A 15266-nucleotide genomic window follows, 5' to 3' on the forward strand; every position below is an offset into this window, starting at 1 on the left:
CAGCCGCCGACCGCACAGCCGCACACACGAAAGGAAACAGACCTCATGGAACGTGTACTGGCGGAGTGGACCGCCGTCGTGAAAGCCGACTTGGGTATCGATCTCGAGGTCGACCGGTCGCTCCTGCTCAGCCTCGCGGGCAATGCCGCGCACGGTGTCGCCCGGCCCGCCGCCCCGCTCACCACCTTCCTGGTCGGATACGCGGCGGGGCGTGCCGGCGGTGGTCCCGACGCGGTGGCCGCCGCCGCCCGGCGCGCAGCGGAACTCGCGGCCAGGTGGGCCGCCGAGCAGGACCACCGTCCGAGCGCGGCCGGGACACCCGGCGGTGCCGGTCAGGACCGGCCCACACGACCCTCCGGTCGGGACCTTCGGCCCCAGCACTCGGACGACACTGCGAGTTAGGTTCGCCTAAGTACAGGTCGGTGCGCGCAGAGAGCGAGGCACGAACATGGCATCGACGGACCCTCGGGCCCTCCACCAGAACATCCCCGTACCCGGCGACGGACTGGACGCCGCCCGTATGCCCGGCCACTGGCTGCTGGCCCGTCTGGGCAAGCGGGTGCTCCGCCCCGGCGGCCTGGAGCTGACCCGCTGGATGCTGGACACCCTGGACATCCGTGGCGACGACCGGGTGGTCGAGCTCGCCGCGGGGCTCGGGGCCACGGCCCGGCTCACCCTCGAACGCGTCCCGGCCGCCTACACCGCCGTGGACCGCGACCCCGCCGCGGTGGCACGGCTGGGCGTCCTCACTGCCCCGGGGCCCACCGAGGTGGCCGCCGTGCGGGGAGACGCCGCCGACACCGGTCTGCCGTCCGGCAGCGCCACCGTCGTGTACGGGGAGGCCATGCTGACCATGCAGCCCGAGCCCGCCAAGCGCCGCATCATGCGAGAGGCCCACCGGCTGCTCGCCGGCACCGGCGGCCGGTACGGCATCCACGAGATGTGCCTGTTGCCCGAGGACCTCGACCCCGGACACGCCGAGGCGATCACGAAGGACCTGGGCGAGGCCATCCACGTCGGCGCCCGCCCGTCGACCCCGTCCGGCTGGGTGTCCCTGCTCGCCGCCGAGGGCTTCACCGTCACCGCCCGCCTGAGAACGCCGATGGCCCTGCTCGAACCGCGTCGCATCATCGCCGACGAAGGGTTCGCGCAGGCGGTGGGCATCGCCGGCCGGACCCTGCGCGACCCGGCGGCCCGGCACCGCGTGCTCGAGATGCGCCGTGTCCTCCGCCGCCACCAGGCCCATCTGGGCGCGATCAGCCTCATCGCCACCCCCACCCCACCGATTTCCTGAGGAGAGAGACCCGCATGTCCGCCACCGTGATTCCCGACCTGACCGCCGAACTGCCCCTCCCCGAGGACGGCACCCTCAGCCGCGTCCTGTATCGCGACGACCGGCTGCGCGTGGTCGGCTTCGCGTTCGCCGCCGGACAGGAGCTGACCGAACACACCTCGGCCCTGCCGGTGGTCATCCAGGTCGTCCAGGGCCGCCTCGACCTCGTGCTGGGCGACGAGAAGACCGAGGCGACGCCCGGCAGTTGGTTCCACCTGCCCGCCCGGCTGCCGCACACCGTACGCGCAACCGAGCCCACCATCATGCTGCTGACCATGCTGCCCGCCGCGTCCAGCGGCTCGGCGGACGGCTGAAGGCCCTCGACGGCGACGCCCTGCCCGCGCGGTAACCGCGTCACTGGTACTGCGGGCGCCATTCGAAGAGCAGGATGGTCGCGTCGTCCCGCAGTCGGTTGCGCTGGTAGTCGAGGATGGCGTGGATCAGCAGCCGCAGCACCTCGGCCGGGCGCTGTCCGGCGGCGTTGGAACGGATGATGAAGTCGGTGAACCGGTCGAGGCCGAACTCCGCACCGTCCGCGTCACGGGCCTCCACGACACCGTCGGTGTACAGCAGGACGCAGTCGCCCGGCTCCAGTGTCGTTTCGTGGACCTTCCGGGCTGCCGGGGCGACGGAACCCGCCAGCCCGATCGGCGGCTGCGGCGGGCTGTCCAGCGCCCCGGAGAGCACCCGCTCGGCACGGATCAGCAGCGGAGGGGGGTGACCGCAGTTGACCCAGCGGAGCACCCCGGTCTCCGCGTCGAGCCGGCACAGCACGCCGGTGCAGAACTGGTCGGGCAGCCACCAGGCGAGCGCCTGGTCGACGGAGCCGACGACGTCGGTCAGATCGTGCCCGCCGCGGCGGGCGTTGCGTGCCGCCGCCATGGCGACCGACGTGGTCAGGCCGGCGGTCAGGTCGTGCCCCATGGCGTCGAGGATCATGGTGTGCAGCACGTTCTTGACCACCGAGTGGTCGAAGGCGTCGCCGGCGATGCCGTACGCCGGTTCCATGACCGCGGTCGACACGCACCTGATGCTGCCGATGGTGCGCGGTGGCAGGAAGGCCCGCAGCATCTCGGCGGGCAGCCCCATGGTCGCGGTGCGGGTACGGGCGGCGAGCCAGTCGCTGTAGGCGCGCTTGGAGGTGATCAGCATGGCGAGCAGATGGGCCAGCATCCGGCTGCGGCGCATCCGCGCCCCGTCGAGCGACGCGGTCCCGACCGCCAGTACGCCCAGCCGCTCCGCCCCGTCGACCAGAGGCATCCAGACGATGAGGCCGTCGTCGGTGTCGGCCACCCGCGGGGAGAGTGTGCGGTACGCCCAGCCGGCCGACGAGCGGTCCACCGGCAACGGCTCCATCGCCTCGTCGAGGGGGACGAGCAGGTGTTGTTGCAGGTCGGCGAGGTAGATCAGCGCGGTGCCCAGGCCGAGGGCCGCGGCGCACCGGTTCGCCAGGGCGGGCAGTTCGACGGGCAGGGCCGTCTGCGCCTCGATGACCAGCTCTTCCAGCAGATGCTCGTCGACAGCTCTGTCGGATCCGGCGGACACGTGCGGTGGGTCCGACACGGGATCACCCCTTCCATGCCCGGCCTCACACCGCTCCGGGCCGTCTCAGCGCGCCGGCCCGTCCGGGGTGCGCAGGGCGAGAACGGCGACGTCGTCGTCGAACACCTGCCGGCTTCGGGTGATCAGGGCGTCGCACAGTTCCTCCAGCGGGGCCCCGGCCAGGCGGGCGGCGTGCTCGGCCAGGTCGTCCAGCCCCGTATCGATGTCCTGACCGCGGCGCTCGACCAGCCCGTCGGTGAACAGCAGCAGGGTGGCGCCCGGCGGAAGCGGGTGCGCGTGGTTGAACCGTGGGACGGACGCGTCGATGCCCACCGGGATACCGTGCCGGGCGGGCGCCAGACAGCCGGTGCTGCCGTCCGGCCCGATCAGCAGCGGGGGCGGGTGCCCGGCGTTGCTCCAGCCGAAGGTGTATCCCTCACGGGTCCGTTCGAGGCGGCCGAACACCAGGGTGGCGGTCGGCGGGTCCTCGAACATGGTCAGGGCGCGGTCCAGGCGCGACACGACGAGGCCGGGTGGCCCGCACCGGTCGAAGGCGAGCGCCCGCAGCATGTCGCGGATCTGGCCCATCAGCGGGGCGGCCTCGACGTCGTGGCCGGTCACGTCGCCCACCACGACACAGGTGGCGCCATCGGGCAGGACCATGGCGTCGTACCAGTCCCCGCCGAGTCTGGGGAGCTCCGACGCGGGCTCGTAGCGGACCGCGGCCTCAAGCGGTGCCAGGTCCGGAAGGACGGGCAGCATACGGCGCTGGAAGTGCTCGGCGGCGCGTTTGACGTGCTCGTACAGACGGGCGTTCTCGATGCTGACACTCGCCGCACTGGCCAGCGCGGTCAGCAGGTCCTCATCGTCGTCGTCGAAGGGCGCGCCGTCCGTCCTGTCGGCCAGACAGAGGTCGCCGTAGACGGTCCCGCGCACCATCAGCGGAACGCCCAGCAGAGTCCGCATGACCGGATGACCGGCCGGAAAACCCGCGGCACGGGGGTGTGCGGCCACATCCGTCACCCGCAGCGGCTGCCGGTCGTCCACCATGGTGTGCAGCGGGCCGTGGCCCTGCGGCAGGCCCATGGCAGCGCACAGGCGGGGGGCGTCGACGCCCACGGTGAACAGGTCGGTCACCTTGCCGCTCTCCGACAGCACGCCCAGGACCCCGTAGCGAGCGCCGACGAGATCGGCGGCTGCTTCCACCATGCGGTGCAGCACGGTGCCGGTGTCCATGTCGGCGCTCAGCGCCACGACCGCGTCGAGCAGTTGCCGCAGCCGTTGGGGGCCGAGAACGAGCGGCGAGGCCCCGGGCCGCGGGGTGTCGTTGGCCGGATCGTGCACCATGGTGAGATTCCTCCCGGCGCCGCCCGACGCCGTCATCACCGCGCCTTCCCTGTCACCCTACGCGCCCGCCCGGGCATGGGCAGGCTCTACGACACGGCGGGCGGCACGGCAGTCAGCGTGCCGGTCGGTACGGTGCTCCTTCGGCCTCCTCCGCCGGCCGCGGCGCTCGCCCTGCGCTCCGGCACCGCTCTGGCCGAGCACGGGTACCCCGGCGAGGCGACGGTGCTGGTACTGCGTGGCCCGGCACAGCCTGGAGGCCCGCGAGGACGCGCCCGTACTGCGCACCGTCGCCAAGATCCCCTGATCTCGAAGGCCACGCAGGCCACCAGGACGGCCTCTGCGCGGTTCAGCCTTCCGCGTGGGCGAGCCACAGGTCGGGGCCGAAGACCTCGTAGCGGATGCTGCGCGCGGGGATGCCGGCCTGGAGCAGCTGGGTGCGGACGGCGCGCATGAAGGGGAGCGAGCCGCACAGGTACACGTCGGCGTCGGCGGGCAGGTCCAGGCCGGCGAGGTCCATCAGCCCGGCGTGCGAGCCGGGTTCCTCGGCCGCGTCCTGTTCGTACCAGAACTCCGCCCGTGCCTCGGGCAGTTGTTCCGCCAGGCGTCGGGTGTCGGCGCGCAGGGCGTGGTCGGCCGGGGAGCGGTCGGCGTGCAGGACCCGCACCCGGCGGGTCGAGCCGGTGGCGGCGAGGTGTTCGAGCATGCCGACCATCGGGGTGCAGCCGATGCCGGCGGAGACCAGCAGCAGCGGGGTGTCGGCGTCGTCGAGGACCACGTCTCCGAACGGGGCCGACAGGGTGAGCTGGTCGCCGGTTCGTACGGTCCGGTGCAGCTGGTTGGAGACCTCGCCCTCGGGGGCGTCGGCGACGCTCGCCACCCGCTTGACGGTGATGCGTCGCAGGCCGTCGCCGGGAGGGCTGGACAGGCTGTACTGGCGGGTCTGGTGGATGCCGTCGGGCATGCGCACCCGTACGCTCACGTACTGACCGGCACGCGCCTGGGGCAGGGGCCCGTCGTCGGCCGGGCGCAGCAGGAAGGAGGCCACGTCCGGGGTCTCCTCACGCCTCTCCACCACGGTCCACTGCCGCCACGGCTCGCGCGGGTCGACCTGGGCCTCCTGGTAGAGGCGGGCCTCCTGGGCGATGAGCGCGCCGGCCATCAGCCAGTACACCTCGTCCCAGGCCGCGGCCACCTCCGGGGTGACCGCCTCACCCAACACGTCGCCGATGGCGCGGAACAGGTACTTGTGGACGATCGTGTACTGGTCCTCGGTGACGCCGAGCGCCGCGTGCTTGTGGGCGATCCGGGCGAGGAGCGCGTCCGGGCGGGCGTCGGGGTCGGCCAGCAGGGCCTGGGCGAAGCCCGCGATGGATCCGGCCAGCGCCCGACGCTGCTCACCGCTGGCCTGGTTCCCGCGGTTGAACAGGCCGTCCAGCAGCTCGGGCTGCTCCGCGAACATGCTGCCGTAGAAGCGTGTGGTGATCTCGTCCAGGGCACCGCCGACAGCGGGCAGGGTGGCACGGACGACAGCGGCCGACTCGGGCGAAAGCATGGAACTCCCCTGAGATGTGAAGAGGTTGAGGGGCGGCGTTCACCGCCACAGCCGGGATCCGTGGTGCGGGTCCGACCGGCACATCGATCATCCGGTGCGGCCGTCACCCGCGATAGGGCCGAACCGCCCCATCGAACTGGGCCCGTCGGCCCGGTCCCGGTGCATCCGGCAGGCGCGTGACGACCGGTCAGGCGTGCCGACCAGGCAGTCAGGCGTTCCTGGGTGGCCGAGGCCGCCCGGCGGGGCGGCGTTGTCGGAGCGGCCGTCCGTAGACGCCCGCGAGGATGAGGAACACTCCGACCACCGCGCAGGACACGACCGCGACCATCCACCACCGGCCCACGCCCTGTTCGCGCTCCGCGACCGCCCCGAGAGCGGCTACGGCGACAGCCGGCCCGATGCCGATGAGCACGGCGACGACGCTCCGGGCACGGTCGGTGTCGAATGGCTGCCGATCGTGGCCGAGCGCCGCCCAGTCGCGTGCGGCCTCGCGCATCTCGCGGCGGCGCTGCACGGCCGCGCCGGCCCGAAGGCCCACCGTGACAGCGGTGCCGGCCACCGCCGCGCCGGAAGGTGTCCACCACTGCGGTGATCCCGGTCGTGGTCCAGCCACTGAGGCAGGCCGCCGCGGCCCCCAGAGCGAGGACGGCCTGCGCCATGGTCCACCTCGCCGCTTCTTCGAGCGCCGCGATCTCCGGGTGGTGGAGGTCGAACGCGGGAGACTCGCTGCGGATGCGCGGGAGGGAGACGAAGTTGTGGCGCGGAGACGGACAGGAGGTCGCCCACTCCAGCGAACGGCCGTAGCCCCACGGGTCGTCCACCTCGGTGGTCGGTGGTCGTCAGCCACTCCGTCCACGACGGCCGTACGGCCCGTCCGGTCGTCCCTGGGGCCACGGCGGCCCCGGCACTCGGCCGTGCGGTCCCCACCTTGTGTATCTGTGCCTGGTCCACCGGACGGTGCCCTCCCCTTCTGCCGTGTCGACGACGAGCCGGGAAGTGCCGTGGTGCGGGTATGGGCCTGGCCTCTTCCCGGCCGCCGCCTCATGATCGTCCGAGGGGTACCCGGGCGGGACGGGGCCGAACAGCTCCGGGACGGGTGCCGGATGGGGTCCAACGGCCTCTCTTCACGTCGCGGCTTCACGTCGCGGCTTCACGTCGCGTCGGGGGGAGCAGACGTAGATCAGGGCGTCTCGGGGCGGACGAGCACGTCGTCACCGGAGCGGCCGGCGAAGTAGTCCTCGATGTTGGCCACGGTGGTCCGGGCGATCTGCCCGACGGCGTCCCGGGTGAAATAGGCCTGGTGCGAGGTGATCAGGACGTTGCTGAAGGTCATCAGCCTCGCGAGGCGTTCGTCGGTCATCACCTCCAGCGACTTGTCCAGGAAGAAGACGCCGGCCTCCTCCTCGTACACGTCGAGGCCGACCCCGCTGAGCCGGCCCGCGCGCAGCGTCTCCAGCAGGGCGTCGGTGTCCACCAGTCCGCCGCGGCTGGAGTTGACCAGGACGGCGTCGTCCTTCATCAGCGCGAGGGCCTCGGCGTCGACGAGGTGATGGGTCTGAGGGAGCAGCGGCACGTGCAGGCTGACGAGGTCCGCCTCGGCGAACAGCCGCTCGCGGGGGACGTACTCCATGCCGAGGGCGAGACAGTCGGGGTTCTCCGCGACGTCCCAGCCCAGCAGTCGCATCCCGAACCCGTGGGCGATCCGGGCGAACGCGGCGCCGATCTTTCCGGTGCCCACCACGCCGGCCGTCCGGCCGCGCAGGTCCCGGCCCATCAGCCCGTCGAGCCGGAAGTCGAACTCGCGGGTGCGGTGCGCGGCCCGGACGATCCGGCGGTTGACCGCCAGGGCCAGGGTCCAGGCGAACTCGGCGACCGAGTACGGCGAGTAGTACGAGACCCGGGCGACCGTGAGCCCGAGTTCCCTGGCGGCGGTCAGGTCGATGTTGTTGTAGCCGGTGGACCGCTGGGCGATCAGCCGGGTGCCGCCCTTGGCCAGCGAGCGCAGCACTCCGGCGTCCAGGGTGTCGTTGACGCTGCTGAGCACCACCTCGTGGCCCGCGGCGGTCGGGACGGTGTCCCCGTCCAGGAACAGCCCCAGACACCGCAGCTCGTGCCGGCCCGCGAACGCCTCGTCGAACGCTTCCCTCAGCAGCGGCTCCTCGTCCGCGAGGACGCCATACCCGACGATGTCCACTTGCTCTCCTCCCGTCGATCGGTGATCACTCCCACCGTAGGCCGGGAACGCGGAAGGAAAGAGGGCCGATCGGCTCCGAGGGGTGGCCCCGTCGTCCCGGAGCCACGGCGAGCCCAGTGTCCGTGATGACCTGACCGGTCGTCAGCGGAGCCGGCGCAGACAGGGGTCCTGGGGCCTGCGCGGCACCAGCCGCACCCGCGCGTCGAGTACCGAGACGTCGGCCGTGGTCGCGAGCACGGGGTTGAAGTCGACCTCGGCGAGCTGCGGCAGGTCGGCCGCCATGCGGGACAGGCGCGACAGCAGCCGCTCCAGGCCTTCGAGATCGGCCGGCCCGCTGCCGCCGGCTCCGAACAGCAGCGGGGCGCAGCGCGGCGCGGTGATCAGGTCGTGCACATCGTGGTCGGTGAGCGGGGCAAGCCGTGCGGCGTGGTCACCGGGGACCTCGGTGGCGGTGCCGCCGAGCCCGAACAGCACGAGCGGGCCGAAGACCTCGTCCCCTCACGCCTGCTGGGGTACGACGGTGACGGGGCAAGCGGCGTGGTGGAGCACCCCGTGGGCGACGCGGCCGAGCTGGAGGCCGTAGTGGCCCTCGCGGCGCCGGGCCCCGACGACGAGCAGGTCGGCGCCGGCCGAGGCCTCGAGCAGCACCTGGCGGGCGTGGCCCTCGACGGTGCGCCGGTGCACCTCGACGCCGTCCGGGATGCCCCGCAGAGCCGCTTGCAGCACCTCCGCGGCCCGCTCCTCGTGCAGCCGGGCCGGTTCACCGGCCAGAAGGGGGTGGTCGGTGGTCTCGTGCGCGGGGCAGCGCCAGGCCCGTACCGCCTCCAGCGGCACGCCTCGGCGCCGTGCCTCCTCGGCGGCGAAGCGCATCGCCGCCGCGTCGGCCTGCTTCTCGCCGACGCCCACGACGACGTGGCCGTGCCTGCCGGGTACGGCCCGGTTGTCGTGGCTGCCGCGCAGCACGATCACGGGGCAGTGCGCGTGGCCCGCCACGGTCACGCTGACGGAGCCGAGAAGTGCCTCGGCCATGCCGCTGCGGCCGCGTGAACCCAGGACCATGGCGGAGGCGGTGCGGCTCTCCCGTACCAGCACGTACCCGGGTTCCTCGGGCAGTACGTCGGTGGTGACCTGCACGTCGGCCTGGCGGCTGTGCGCACGGCGCGCGGCGGTCTCGACGATGTCCTCGGCCATCACCTGTTCGGAGGGCTTGCCGAGGTCCTTCGCGAGCGACGTGCCTTCGTACCGTTCCCACAGCGAGGCGTGCACCAGCCGCAGCGGCAGCCCCCGCAGGGCGGCCTCGTCGGCCGCCCAGTCGACGGCGCGCAGGCTGGGCTCGGAACCGTCGACGCCGACGACCAGGGGCAGTTCCATCGTCGTCACCGTCCGGCGCCCAGGTCGAAGACGATCCGGGCCGTGATCTCGCCGCGCAGCACGGCGTCGATGGACTCGTTGACGGAGGCGAGCGGGCGGGTCTCGTAGATGACCTTCGTGCGGCCGGCGGCGTGGAGCTGGAAGACCTCGGCGAGGTCCTGCCGTGTACCGACGATGGAGCCGATCACCGAGGTGCCGCCCAGGACGGTGTCGAAGATCGGGACCTGGATCGTCCCGTGCGCGGGCAGCGCCACCATGACGAGCTTGCCGCCGCGCCGCAGACCGGAGCCCGCGGCCTCGAACGCGGCCGGGTTCACCGCGAGGGCGATCGCCGCGTGGGCGCCGCCGTGCCTCTTCAGCTCCCCGCCGACATCCTGCTTGCGGGCGTCGATGACGAGGTCGGCACCGAGTCGCGCGGCGAGTTCGAGCTTGTCGTCGGTGACGTCGATGGCCGCGACGGTGGCTCCGGCGATCTTCGCGTACTGCAGGGCGAGGTGTCCGAGCCCGCCGACGCCGGAGATCGCGACGAGTTGTGCGGGCCGGACGTCGGCGACCTTGAGGGCCTTGTACGTGGTCACGCCCGCGCAGGTCAGCGGGGCCGCGTCGAACGGGGTGACGCCCTCGGGCACGGGCTGGGCGAAGTCGGCCCAGGCGAGCATCTTCTCGGCGTACCCGCCGTCGCAGCCGTACCCGGTGTTGATCTGCTGCTCGCACAGCGTCTCCCACCCGGACAGGCAGTGCTCGCAGCGCCCGCAGGCCTTGCCCAGCCACGGCACGGCGACGCGCTGTCCGACGGTCAGGTGGGTGACGCCGTCGCCGAGGGCCTCGACGGTGCCGACGCCCTCGTGACCGGGGACGAAGGGCGGATCGGGCCTGACCGGCCAGTCGCCGTGGGCGGCGTGGATGTCGGTGTGGCACAGCCCGGAGGCCTCGACGCGGACGCGGACCTGGCCGGGGCCGGGCTCGGGGTCGGGGCGCTCCTCGATGACCAGGGGCTCGCCGAACGCTCGTACGACCGCTGCCTTCATGATCTGTTCTCTCCTCTGGAGGGGTACGTCAGTCGTGGGCGACGACGGCGACGGGGGCGGTGGAGTGGTGCAGGACGGCGTGGGTGACGGTGCCGATGTGGGCGCCGACGGAGGAGCGGCGGACGCGCCGGCCGACGACGACGAGGGAGGCCTCGTGGGAGGCGTCGATCAGGAGGAGTGAGGGGCTGCCGTAGTGCGACTGCTCGACGACCTCGACGTCGGGGTACTTCTGCCGCCAGGGGCGCAGCACCTCGCTCAGGACCACGGCGTCGCCCTTCGCCATCTCCCGCTCGACCGCGGGCTCGAGAGCCATGCCGTAGGCGTAGTAGGGCGGCGGGTTCCACCCGTGCACGACGCGCAGTGGCACGTTCCGGCGTGCGGCGGCCTCGAAGGCGAACCCGACCAGCGTGTCGTCGGGGTTGCCGATGTCGAGCCCGAGGACGACGGGACGGAAGGCGGTGGCTGCGGAGGGGATGCCCGCCGGGTCCATCTCGTGCTCGTCCGCGGCCTGCTCTCCGGCGCGGACCAGGACGACGGGTCGCTCGGTGCGCGCCACGACCGCGAGGCCGACCGAGCCGAGCAGGAAGCCGCCGATCCCGCCCAGGCCGCGTGCGCCGAGGACGAGCAGTTCGGCCTCCTTCGCCGCGCCGACCAGGGCTTCGGCGGGCTGTCCGGTGAGCTGCTCGGTGCTGACCTCGACGCCGGGGTGGCGCAGCCGCAGGCCCTCGGCGGACTCGCGGGGGATCCTCTCGGTCCAGTGCTGGTGCGTCTCGACACCGAGGAGCGGGGCCTGGGCCATGGGCTCGGGTACCGGCTCCCAGACCTGGACGAGCTTCACCGGCAGTCCGCGCAGCTTCGCCTCGCGGGCCGCCCATTCCGCGGCGGCGCGGCTCTCGGGCGAGCCGTCGAGACCCACGGTGATGGTGCGGGGCATGTTCTCCACCTCCTGAATCGGGGCCCCGAGGGGACTCGGGGAGACCCGATTCCAGCGTCGTGTTCAGGGGTTCTTCAGGGCAGGGGCCGCTGGTCCCTCAGCGGGGACGATGGGCCCCGCGTGCGGGTCAGCGCAGCCAGGTGTGGTCGCGGACGATCGGCAGCCGCGCCCACAGCCGGCCCAGGCCCCAGGTGGCGCCCGCGCCCGCTGCCGCCACGGCGATCAGCGCGACCGCGTAGATCACGTGGTAGTCGGTGAAGGGATTCGTCGACATGCTCGGCGATCCGTCCGACAGGTGCTTGGCCGGCGGCCACTCGGCGATCCACATCAGGGCCATCGTCGCCGTGCCCGCCACCGCGGCCGGCCACAGCGCCACACCGGCCATGACGGCCGCACCGATGCCGAGCAGGCCCAGCATGAACAGCCAGTCCGCCCAGGTGGCGCCGGCCCAGGAGTGGAACGTCGACTCCATCGGCCCGGCGGCGACGGAGCTGAGGAAGCCCTTCGTCGGCGACCCGCCGTCGATCCAGCCCTTGCCGGACGCGGTCGCGTAGCCCAGGCCGAAGGTCTTGTCCAGGAACGCCCACAGGAAGACGAACCCGGTCAGGACGCGCAGGGAAGCAAGGGCGTAGGCCTGCGCGGCGTGCGTGCCGAGACGTTCCGGCACCGCGGACTCGGAGCCGGAGCCGGTCCGGTGCCAGCGGAAGGCCGCCGACAGGTGTAAGCCCGGGCTCCGGTGAGCGTGCTCGTGCACGGCCATGATGGTGATCCCTTCGGCGATGTGTGAACGTCGTCTCCTTGACGTCGCTCACTCTCGTCCGACGCCCGACGCCACGCCGGATGCCGAAGGTCTCCATCCGTTGGGCTGAACGTCCCTGCGCCCAGGGCCCGTTGGGCTGGAGGCGGCAACCGCCCTCGCGCGCCGGCGCGGCCCGGTACTCCTGGCCACAGGCCATGGGCCGTTCGGTCCGCGGCATGGTCCGGCCGGCCCGTCGTCAGCACCGTGCCGAAGCCGACAATCGAGTGCAGGAGCTGCGGCCGGGCTCACGGCGCGATGCCGGCCGGCCGGCGGTGCCATGTCCTTACGGCTCGTTCGGGACGGGGTGGTTCTCCCCCACGCCCCAGGAGCCGCGAGGGCTTCCGCGCGAGTCTCGTAGTGGGGGGAACGATCCTCGCGCCACGGCCGCCGCCCTCGCCGACACGGGGGCGGCGGCCGTCTTCGCTGCCGGATCAGCCGTCGGGGCCGATCACCCCCAGGGCCGTCGTACTCGGCTTCCAGCAGGCGCTATGGCTCAGTGCCCTTCCTGCCGCTGCCGGTCCTGGACCTGGGTGGCGATCACCGCGGCCTGGACACGGCGCTCGACGCCGAGCTTGGCCAGCAGACGGGAGATGTGGTTCTTCACCGTCTTCTCGGCCAGGTACAGCCGCTGGCCGATCTGGCGGTTGGTAAGACCCTCACCGATCAGAGCCAGGATCTCCCGCTCCCGCTCGGTCAGACCTTGCAGTCCGTCCGGCTGCTGCTGCTCCTCCTGCCCGCCTCCGCGAAGCCGGGCCATCAGCTTGGTGGTGGCACTGGCATCGAGCAGGGACTGGCCGCCGGCCACGGTGCGAACAGCGGACACCAGGTCCGAGCCCTGGATCTGCTTCAGGACGTAACCGGACGCGCCCGCCATGATGGAGTCCAGCAGGGCCTCCTCGTCGTCGAAGGAGGTCAGCATCAAGCAGGCCAGCTCGGGCATGCGGGACCGCAGCTCCCGGCACACGGTCACTCCGTCGCCGTCGGGCAGCCGGACGTCCAGCACCGCCACCTGCGGGCGCAACGCGGGAACCCGCACCAGTGCCTGCTCCACCGTGCCGGCCTCGCCGATCACCTCGATGTCCGGCTCGTCGTTCAGCAGGTCGCGCACTCCGCGCCGTACCACCTCGTGGTCGTCCAGGAGGAAGACCCGGATCGGATCGCCGGTGCCGGGCTGCTCGCTGTCCGCCATCAAACTGCTCCCTGGTCTCGTATCCGGGCCGAAGGGCCAGGGCCGGCCGGCCCCTTTGTCCACCCACAGTGTCCCGCGGCCATGAGATACCGCTGGTGCCAGGGTACGAAACGGCCCGTCGGTGAAGGCCCAACGGCCCCGCTGACGAGGCCTGACAGCCCTGGGCCAGGACCGGTGCCCGCAGAAGTCTGGTGCCGCTGCGAAACGACCAGAAGGAGTGGAGCACATGACTGCCAAGGACACCGGCACCGAGGCCACCGGCGCCGTCGAGGTAGAGGTGCGCGTGGAAGGCGATGTGGACGAGGAAGCCGTCGCCTACCTCCGGGAGAAGATCGACGCGGTCCTCGGCCGGCCCGGGCTTCCAGCCGTGAACGGGGCCGTGAGGGTCGCCAGGGCGGTGGCACACCACGCCGAGCGGCCCTGGTCCGCCGGGGCCGAGCTCGTCGTGGGGAACACCCTCGTGGTCGTGCATGCCCAGGAGGCCACGGCACACGAACTGGCGGACCGGCTGCGCGACCGGCTGCGCAGCCAGATGAACCGTGTCCTGCACCGCAGGGAGGACGCCCGCAGGTCGGTCACCCCGCCTCCGTGGCGCGGCGGCCGTGCCGACAGCGGCCGGGAGTAGCGGGCAAGGGCCCCCGGCCGGGCCGCCCGGTCTCGAGCACCTGCGAGTCGGGATCAGCCGGACCGGCTTCCGTTCGGGGACGGTCAAGGCTGTGCGCGTCGCGTGACGGTGAGCCTGCCGATGGCCCGTTCCTCGAACGTGGCGGCCAGGACGGCCGCTGTGATCCCGGTGATGCCGAGGACGAGGGGCAGACGTACGTCCAGACCCGTGAGGGAACCGGCCAGAGCGGTGCCCGCCGATCCTGAGGTGATTTTCAGGGCCGCCACCCAGATGAAGACCTGTCCGCGTGCCTCCGCCGGCGCGTACTCCGTGCGGGCGGCGAGGGTGGAGGCGAAGAAGAGGGCGTTGAGGATGCCGGTGCCCGCGTACGCGGCTACGGACAGGGTGAAGGTGTGGCTCACGGTGACCGTGGCGAGGCCCGCGACGACGCCCAGGGCGAGGCGGCGCATCAACCGGTCCGGGCTGCCGGTGAGCGGAATGGCCATGACGACCAAGGAGCCGGTGAGGTTGCCCAGGCCGTAGGCGGCGGTCAGAACGGCCGCGGCCGGCGTCTCGACGCCGAGGATCTTCGTCATGTGCACCGCCGTGATCGGCAGCGCGGCGACGCTGAGCGCGACGATCGTCGTCAGGTAGACGGTGCGCCGGAGACGACCGGTGCGGGCCATCAGCGCGAGGGTCGGCCCGGGCTTGAGGATCGCGGCCCTGTCCCCGCCGTGGGCCGGCGGCGCGAAGGGCAGAAGCAGTACGCAGCCTGCCGCCACGCCCGCCCCGGCCGCGAGCGCGAGAGCCGCCGCGGTGGGCGAGAGCGAGCCGGACAGGGCAGCGACGAGGGACGGGCCGACGGTGCCGCCGATGCCGTAGGTGGCCACGTCCCAGCCCTGCGCGCGCCGCTGGGTGCGCAACCGCGGGCCGACGATGGCGGGCAGCCGGCTGCTGATGCCACCGGTCAGCAGGGGGCCGCAGGTGCCGGCCGTGGCCAGCAGCAGCGCGGTCGCCGGCGCGGGCGCACGGGCGTAGGTCAGTACCCCCGCGGACAGGGCGCCGGCGTACAGCAGACATGCGGTCGCGATGACCTTGCGCCCGTCGTGCGCGAGGTCCAGGGGGCGGGCGACGACGGGCCCGAGCAGATGCGGCGCGGTGATGCACGCACCGAGTGCGCCCGCGAGCATCCCAGAGCCGCCCGACGAGGTGACCAGCAGGACGACGGCCACGACCGCTCCCCCGTCGGCGGTGCGGGCCAGGGCCGCGGCGACGACATAGCGCGCCAGCCCGCCCCTGCTCCCGCTGGGCGCGGACGGCACGCCGGCCGCGTTCGGCTCGGTCGTGAGGTGCTGATGGTTCATGGCGCGCGC

15 protein-coding genes and 2 pseudogenes are annotated in these 15266 nt (G+C 72.8%); 4 read left to right on the forward strand and 13 right to left on the reverse strand.

Features of this window, described 5'->3' with window-relative positions; all coding sequences use genetic code 11:
• The first annotated feature begins 45 nt into the window (after positions 1–45).
• Genes ACH45E_RS03915 through ACH45E_RS03925 form a run of 3 tightly spaced genes read left to right on the forward strand, consistent with a single transcriptional unit; the run spans position 46 to position 1647 of the window.
• On the forward strand, positions 46–402 hold the full coding sequence (locus ACH45E_RS03915) for a DUF6457 domain-containing protein (protein ID WP_399039905.1): 357 nt from the start codon (positions 46–48) through the stop codon (positions 400–402).
• 46 nt (positions 403–448) lie between these two features.
• The gene (locus ACH45E_RS03920; RefSeq protein ID WP_361435417.1) at positions 449–1294 is read left to right on the forward strand and encodes a class I SAM-dependent methyltransferase; all 846 of its coding nucleotides are present in this window, start codon (positions 449–451) and stop codon (positions 1292–1294) included.
• 14 nt (positions 1295–1308) lie between these two features.
• Positions 1309–1647, forward strand: coding sequence for a cupin domain-containing protein (locus tag ACH45E_RS03925; protein WP_361435415.1), 339 nt, complete (start codon positions 1309–1311; stop codon positions 1645–1647).
• A 40-nt stretch (positions 1648–1687) separates the two neighbouring features.
• On the opposite strand, the gene ACH45E_RS03930 is transcribed toward ACH45E_RS03925, so the two are convergent.
• The 12 genes and pseudogenes from ACH45E_RS03930 to ACH45E_RS03985 all read right to left on the reverse strand — a co-directional run bounded on the left by ACH45E_RS03930 (position 1688) and on the right by ACH45E_RS03985 (position 13289).
• On the reverse strand, positions 1688–2878 hold the full coding sequence (locus ACH45E_RS03930; protein WP_361435413.1) for a PP2C family protein-serine/threonine phosphatase: 1191 nt from the start codon (positions 2876–2878) through the stop codon (positions 1688–1690).
• Positions 2879–2941: 63 nt separating this feature from the next.
• A complete protein-coding gene (locus ACH45E_RS03935) occupies positions 2942–4222 on the reverse strand; it encodes a GAF domain-containing SpoIIE family protein phosphatase (protein WP_361435411.1) in 1281 nt (426 codons plus the stop codon).
• Positions 4223–4568: 346 nt separating this feature from the next.
• Positions 4569–5774 carry a globin domain-containing protein gene (locus ACH45E_RS03940; protein ID WP_361435409.1) on the reverse strand — a complete coding sequence of 402 codons (1206 nt, stop codon included), beginning with the start codon at positions 5772–5774 and terminating at the stop codon, positions 4569–4571.
• A 208-nt stretch (positions 5775–5982) separates the two neighbouring features.
• Positions 5983–6333: a hypothetical protein gene (locus tag ACH45E_RS03945; RefSeq protein WP_361435407.1), complete on the reverse strand. Its 351-nt coding sequence runs from the start codon at positions 6331–6333 to the stop codon at positions 5983–5985.
• 64 nt (positions 6334–6397) lie between these two features.
• Positions 6398–6598: pseudogene (locus ACH45E_RS03950) on the reverse strand (cytochrome ubiquinol oxidase subunit I); the annotation flags it as partial.
• A 356-nt stretch (positions 6599–6954) separates the two neighbouring features.
• On the reverse strand, positions 6955–7968 hold the full coding sequence (locus ACH45E_RS03955) for a 2-hydroxyacid dehydrogenase (protein ID WP_361435405.1): 1014 nt from the start codon (positions 7966–7968) through the stop codon (positions 6955–6957).
• 141 nt (positions 7969–8109) lie between these two features.
• Positions 8110–8463: pseudogene (locus ACH45E_RS03960) on the reverse strand (acetate--CoA ligase family protein); the annotation flags it as partial.
• A 3-nt stretch (positions 8464–8466) separates the two neighbouring features.
• A complete protein-coding gene (locus ACH45E_RS03965) occupies positions 8467–9339 on the reverse strand; it encodes a universal stress protein (RefSeq protein WP_361435403.1) in 873 nt (290 codons plus the stop codon).
• A 5-nt stretch (positions 9340–9344) separates the two neighbouring features.
• Positions 9345–10367: a zinc-dependent alcohol dehydrogenase gene (locus ACH45E_RS03970; protein WP_361435401.1), complete on the reverse strand. Its 1023-nt coding sequence runs from the start codon at positions 10365–10367 to the stop codon at positions 9345–9347.
• Positions 10368–10395: 28 nt separating this feature from the next.
• The gene (locus tag ACH45E_RS03975) at positions 10396–11301 is read right to left on the reverse strand and encodes a universal stress protein (RefSeq protein ID WP_361435399.1); all 906 of its coding nucleotides are present in this window, start codon (positions 11299–11301) and stop codon (positions 10396–10398) included.
• A 127-nt stretch (positions 11302–11428) separates the two neighbouring features.
• Positions 11429–12061, reverse strand: a complete 633-nt coding sequence (locus ACH45E_RS03980) for a hypothetical protein (RefSeq protein ID WP_361435397.1) — start codon at positions 12059–12061, stop codon at positions 11429–11431.
• Between the two features lie 532 nt (positions 12062–12593).
• Positions 12594–13289: a response regulator transcription factor gene (locus ACH45E_RS03985; RefSeq protein ID WP_361435395.1), complete on the reverse strand. Its 696-nt coding sequence runs from the start codon at positions 13287–13289 to the stop codon at positions 12594–12596.
• 226 nt (positions 13290–13515) lie between these two features.
• On the opposite strand from ACH45E_RS03985, the gene ACH45E_RS03990 reads away from it, so the two are divergent.
• Positions 13516–13914: a hypothetical protein gene (locus tag ACH45E_RS03990; RefSeq protein ID WP_361435392.1), complete on the forward strand. Its 399-nt coding sequence runs from the start codon at positions 13516–13518 to the stop codon at positions 13912–13914.
• An 83-nt stretch (positions 13915–13997) separates the two neighbouring features.
• On the opposite strand, the gene ACH45E_RS03995 is transcribed toward ACH45E_RS03990, so the two are convergent.
• Complete coding sequence (locus ACH45E_RS03995; RefSeq protein WP_361435390.1) at positions 13998–15257, reverse strand: MFS transporter; 1260 nt, start codon at positions 15255–15257, stop codon at positions 13998–14000.
• Positions 15258–15266: the final 9 nt, after the last annotated feature.

Source organism: Streptomyces sp. NPDC020299 (assembly GCF_044387825.1).
In the GTDB taxonomy this organism is placed as follows: domain Bacteria; phylum Actinomycetota; class Actinomycetes; order Streptomycetales; family Streptomycetaceae; genus Streptomyces.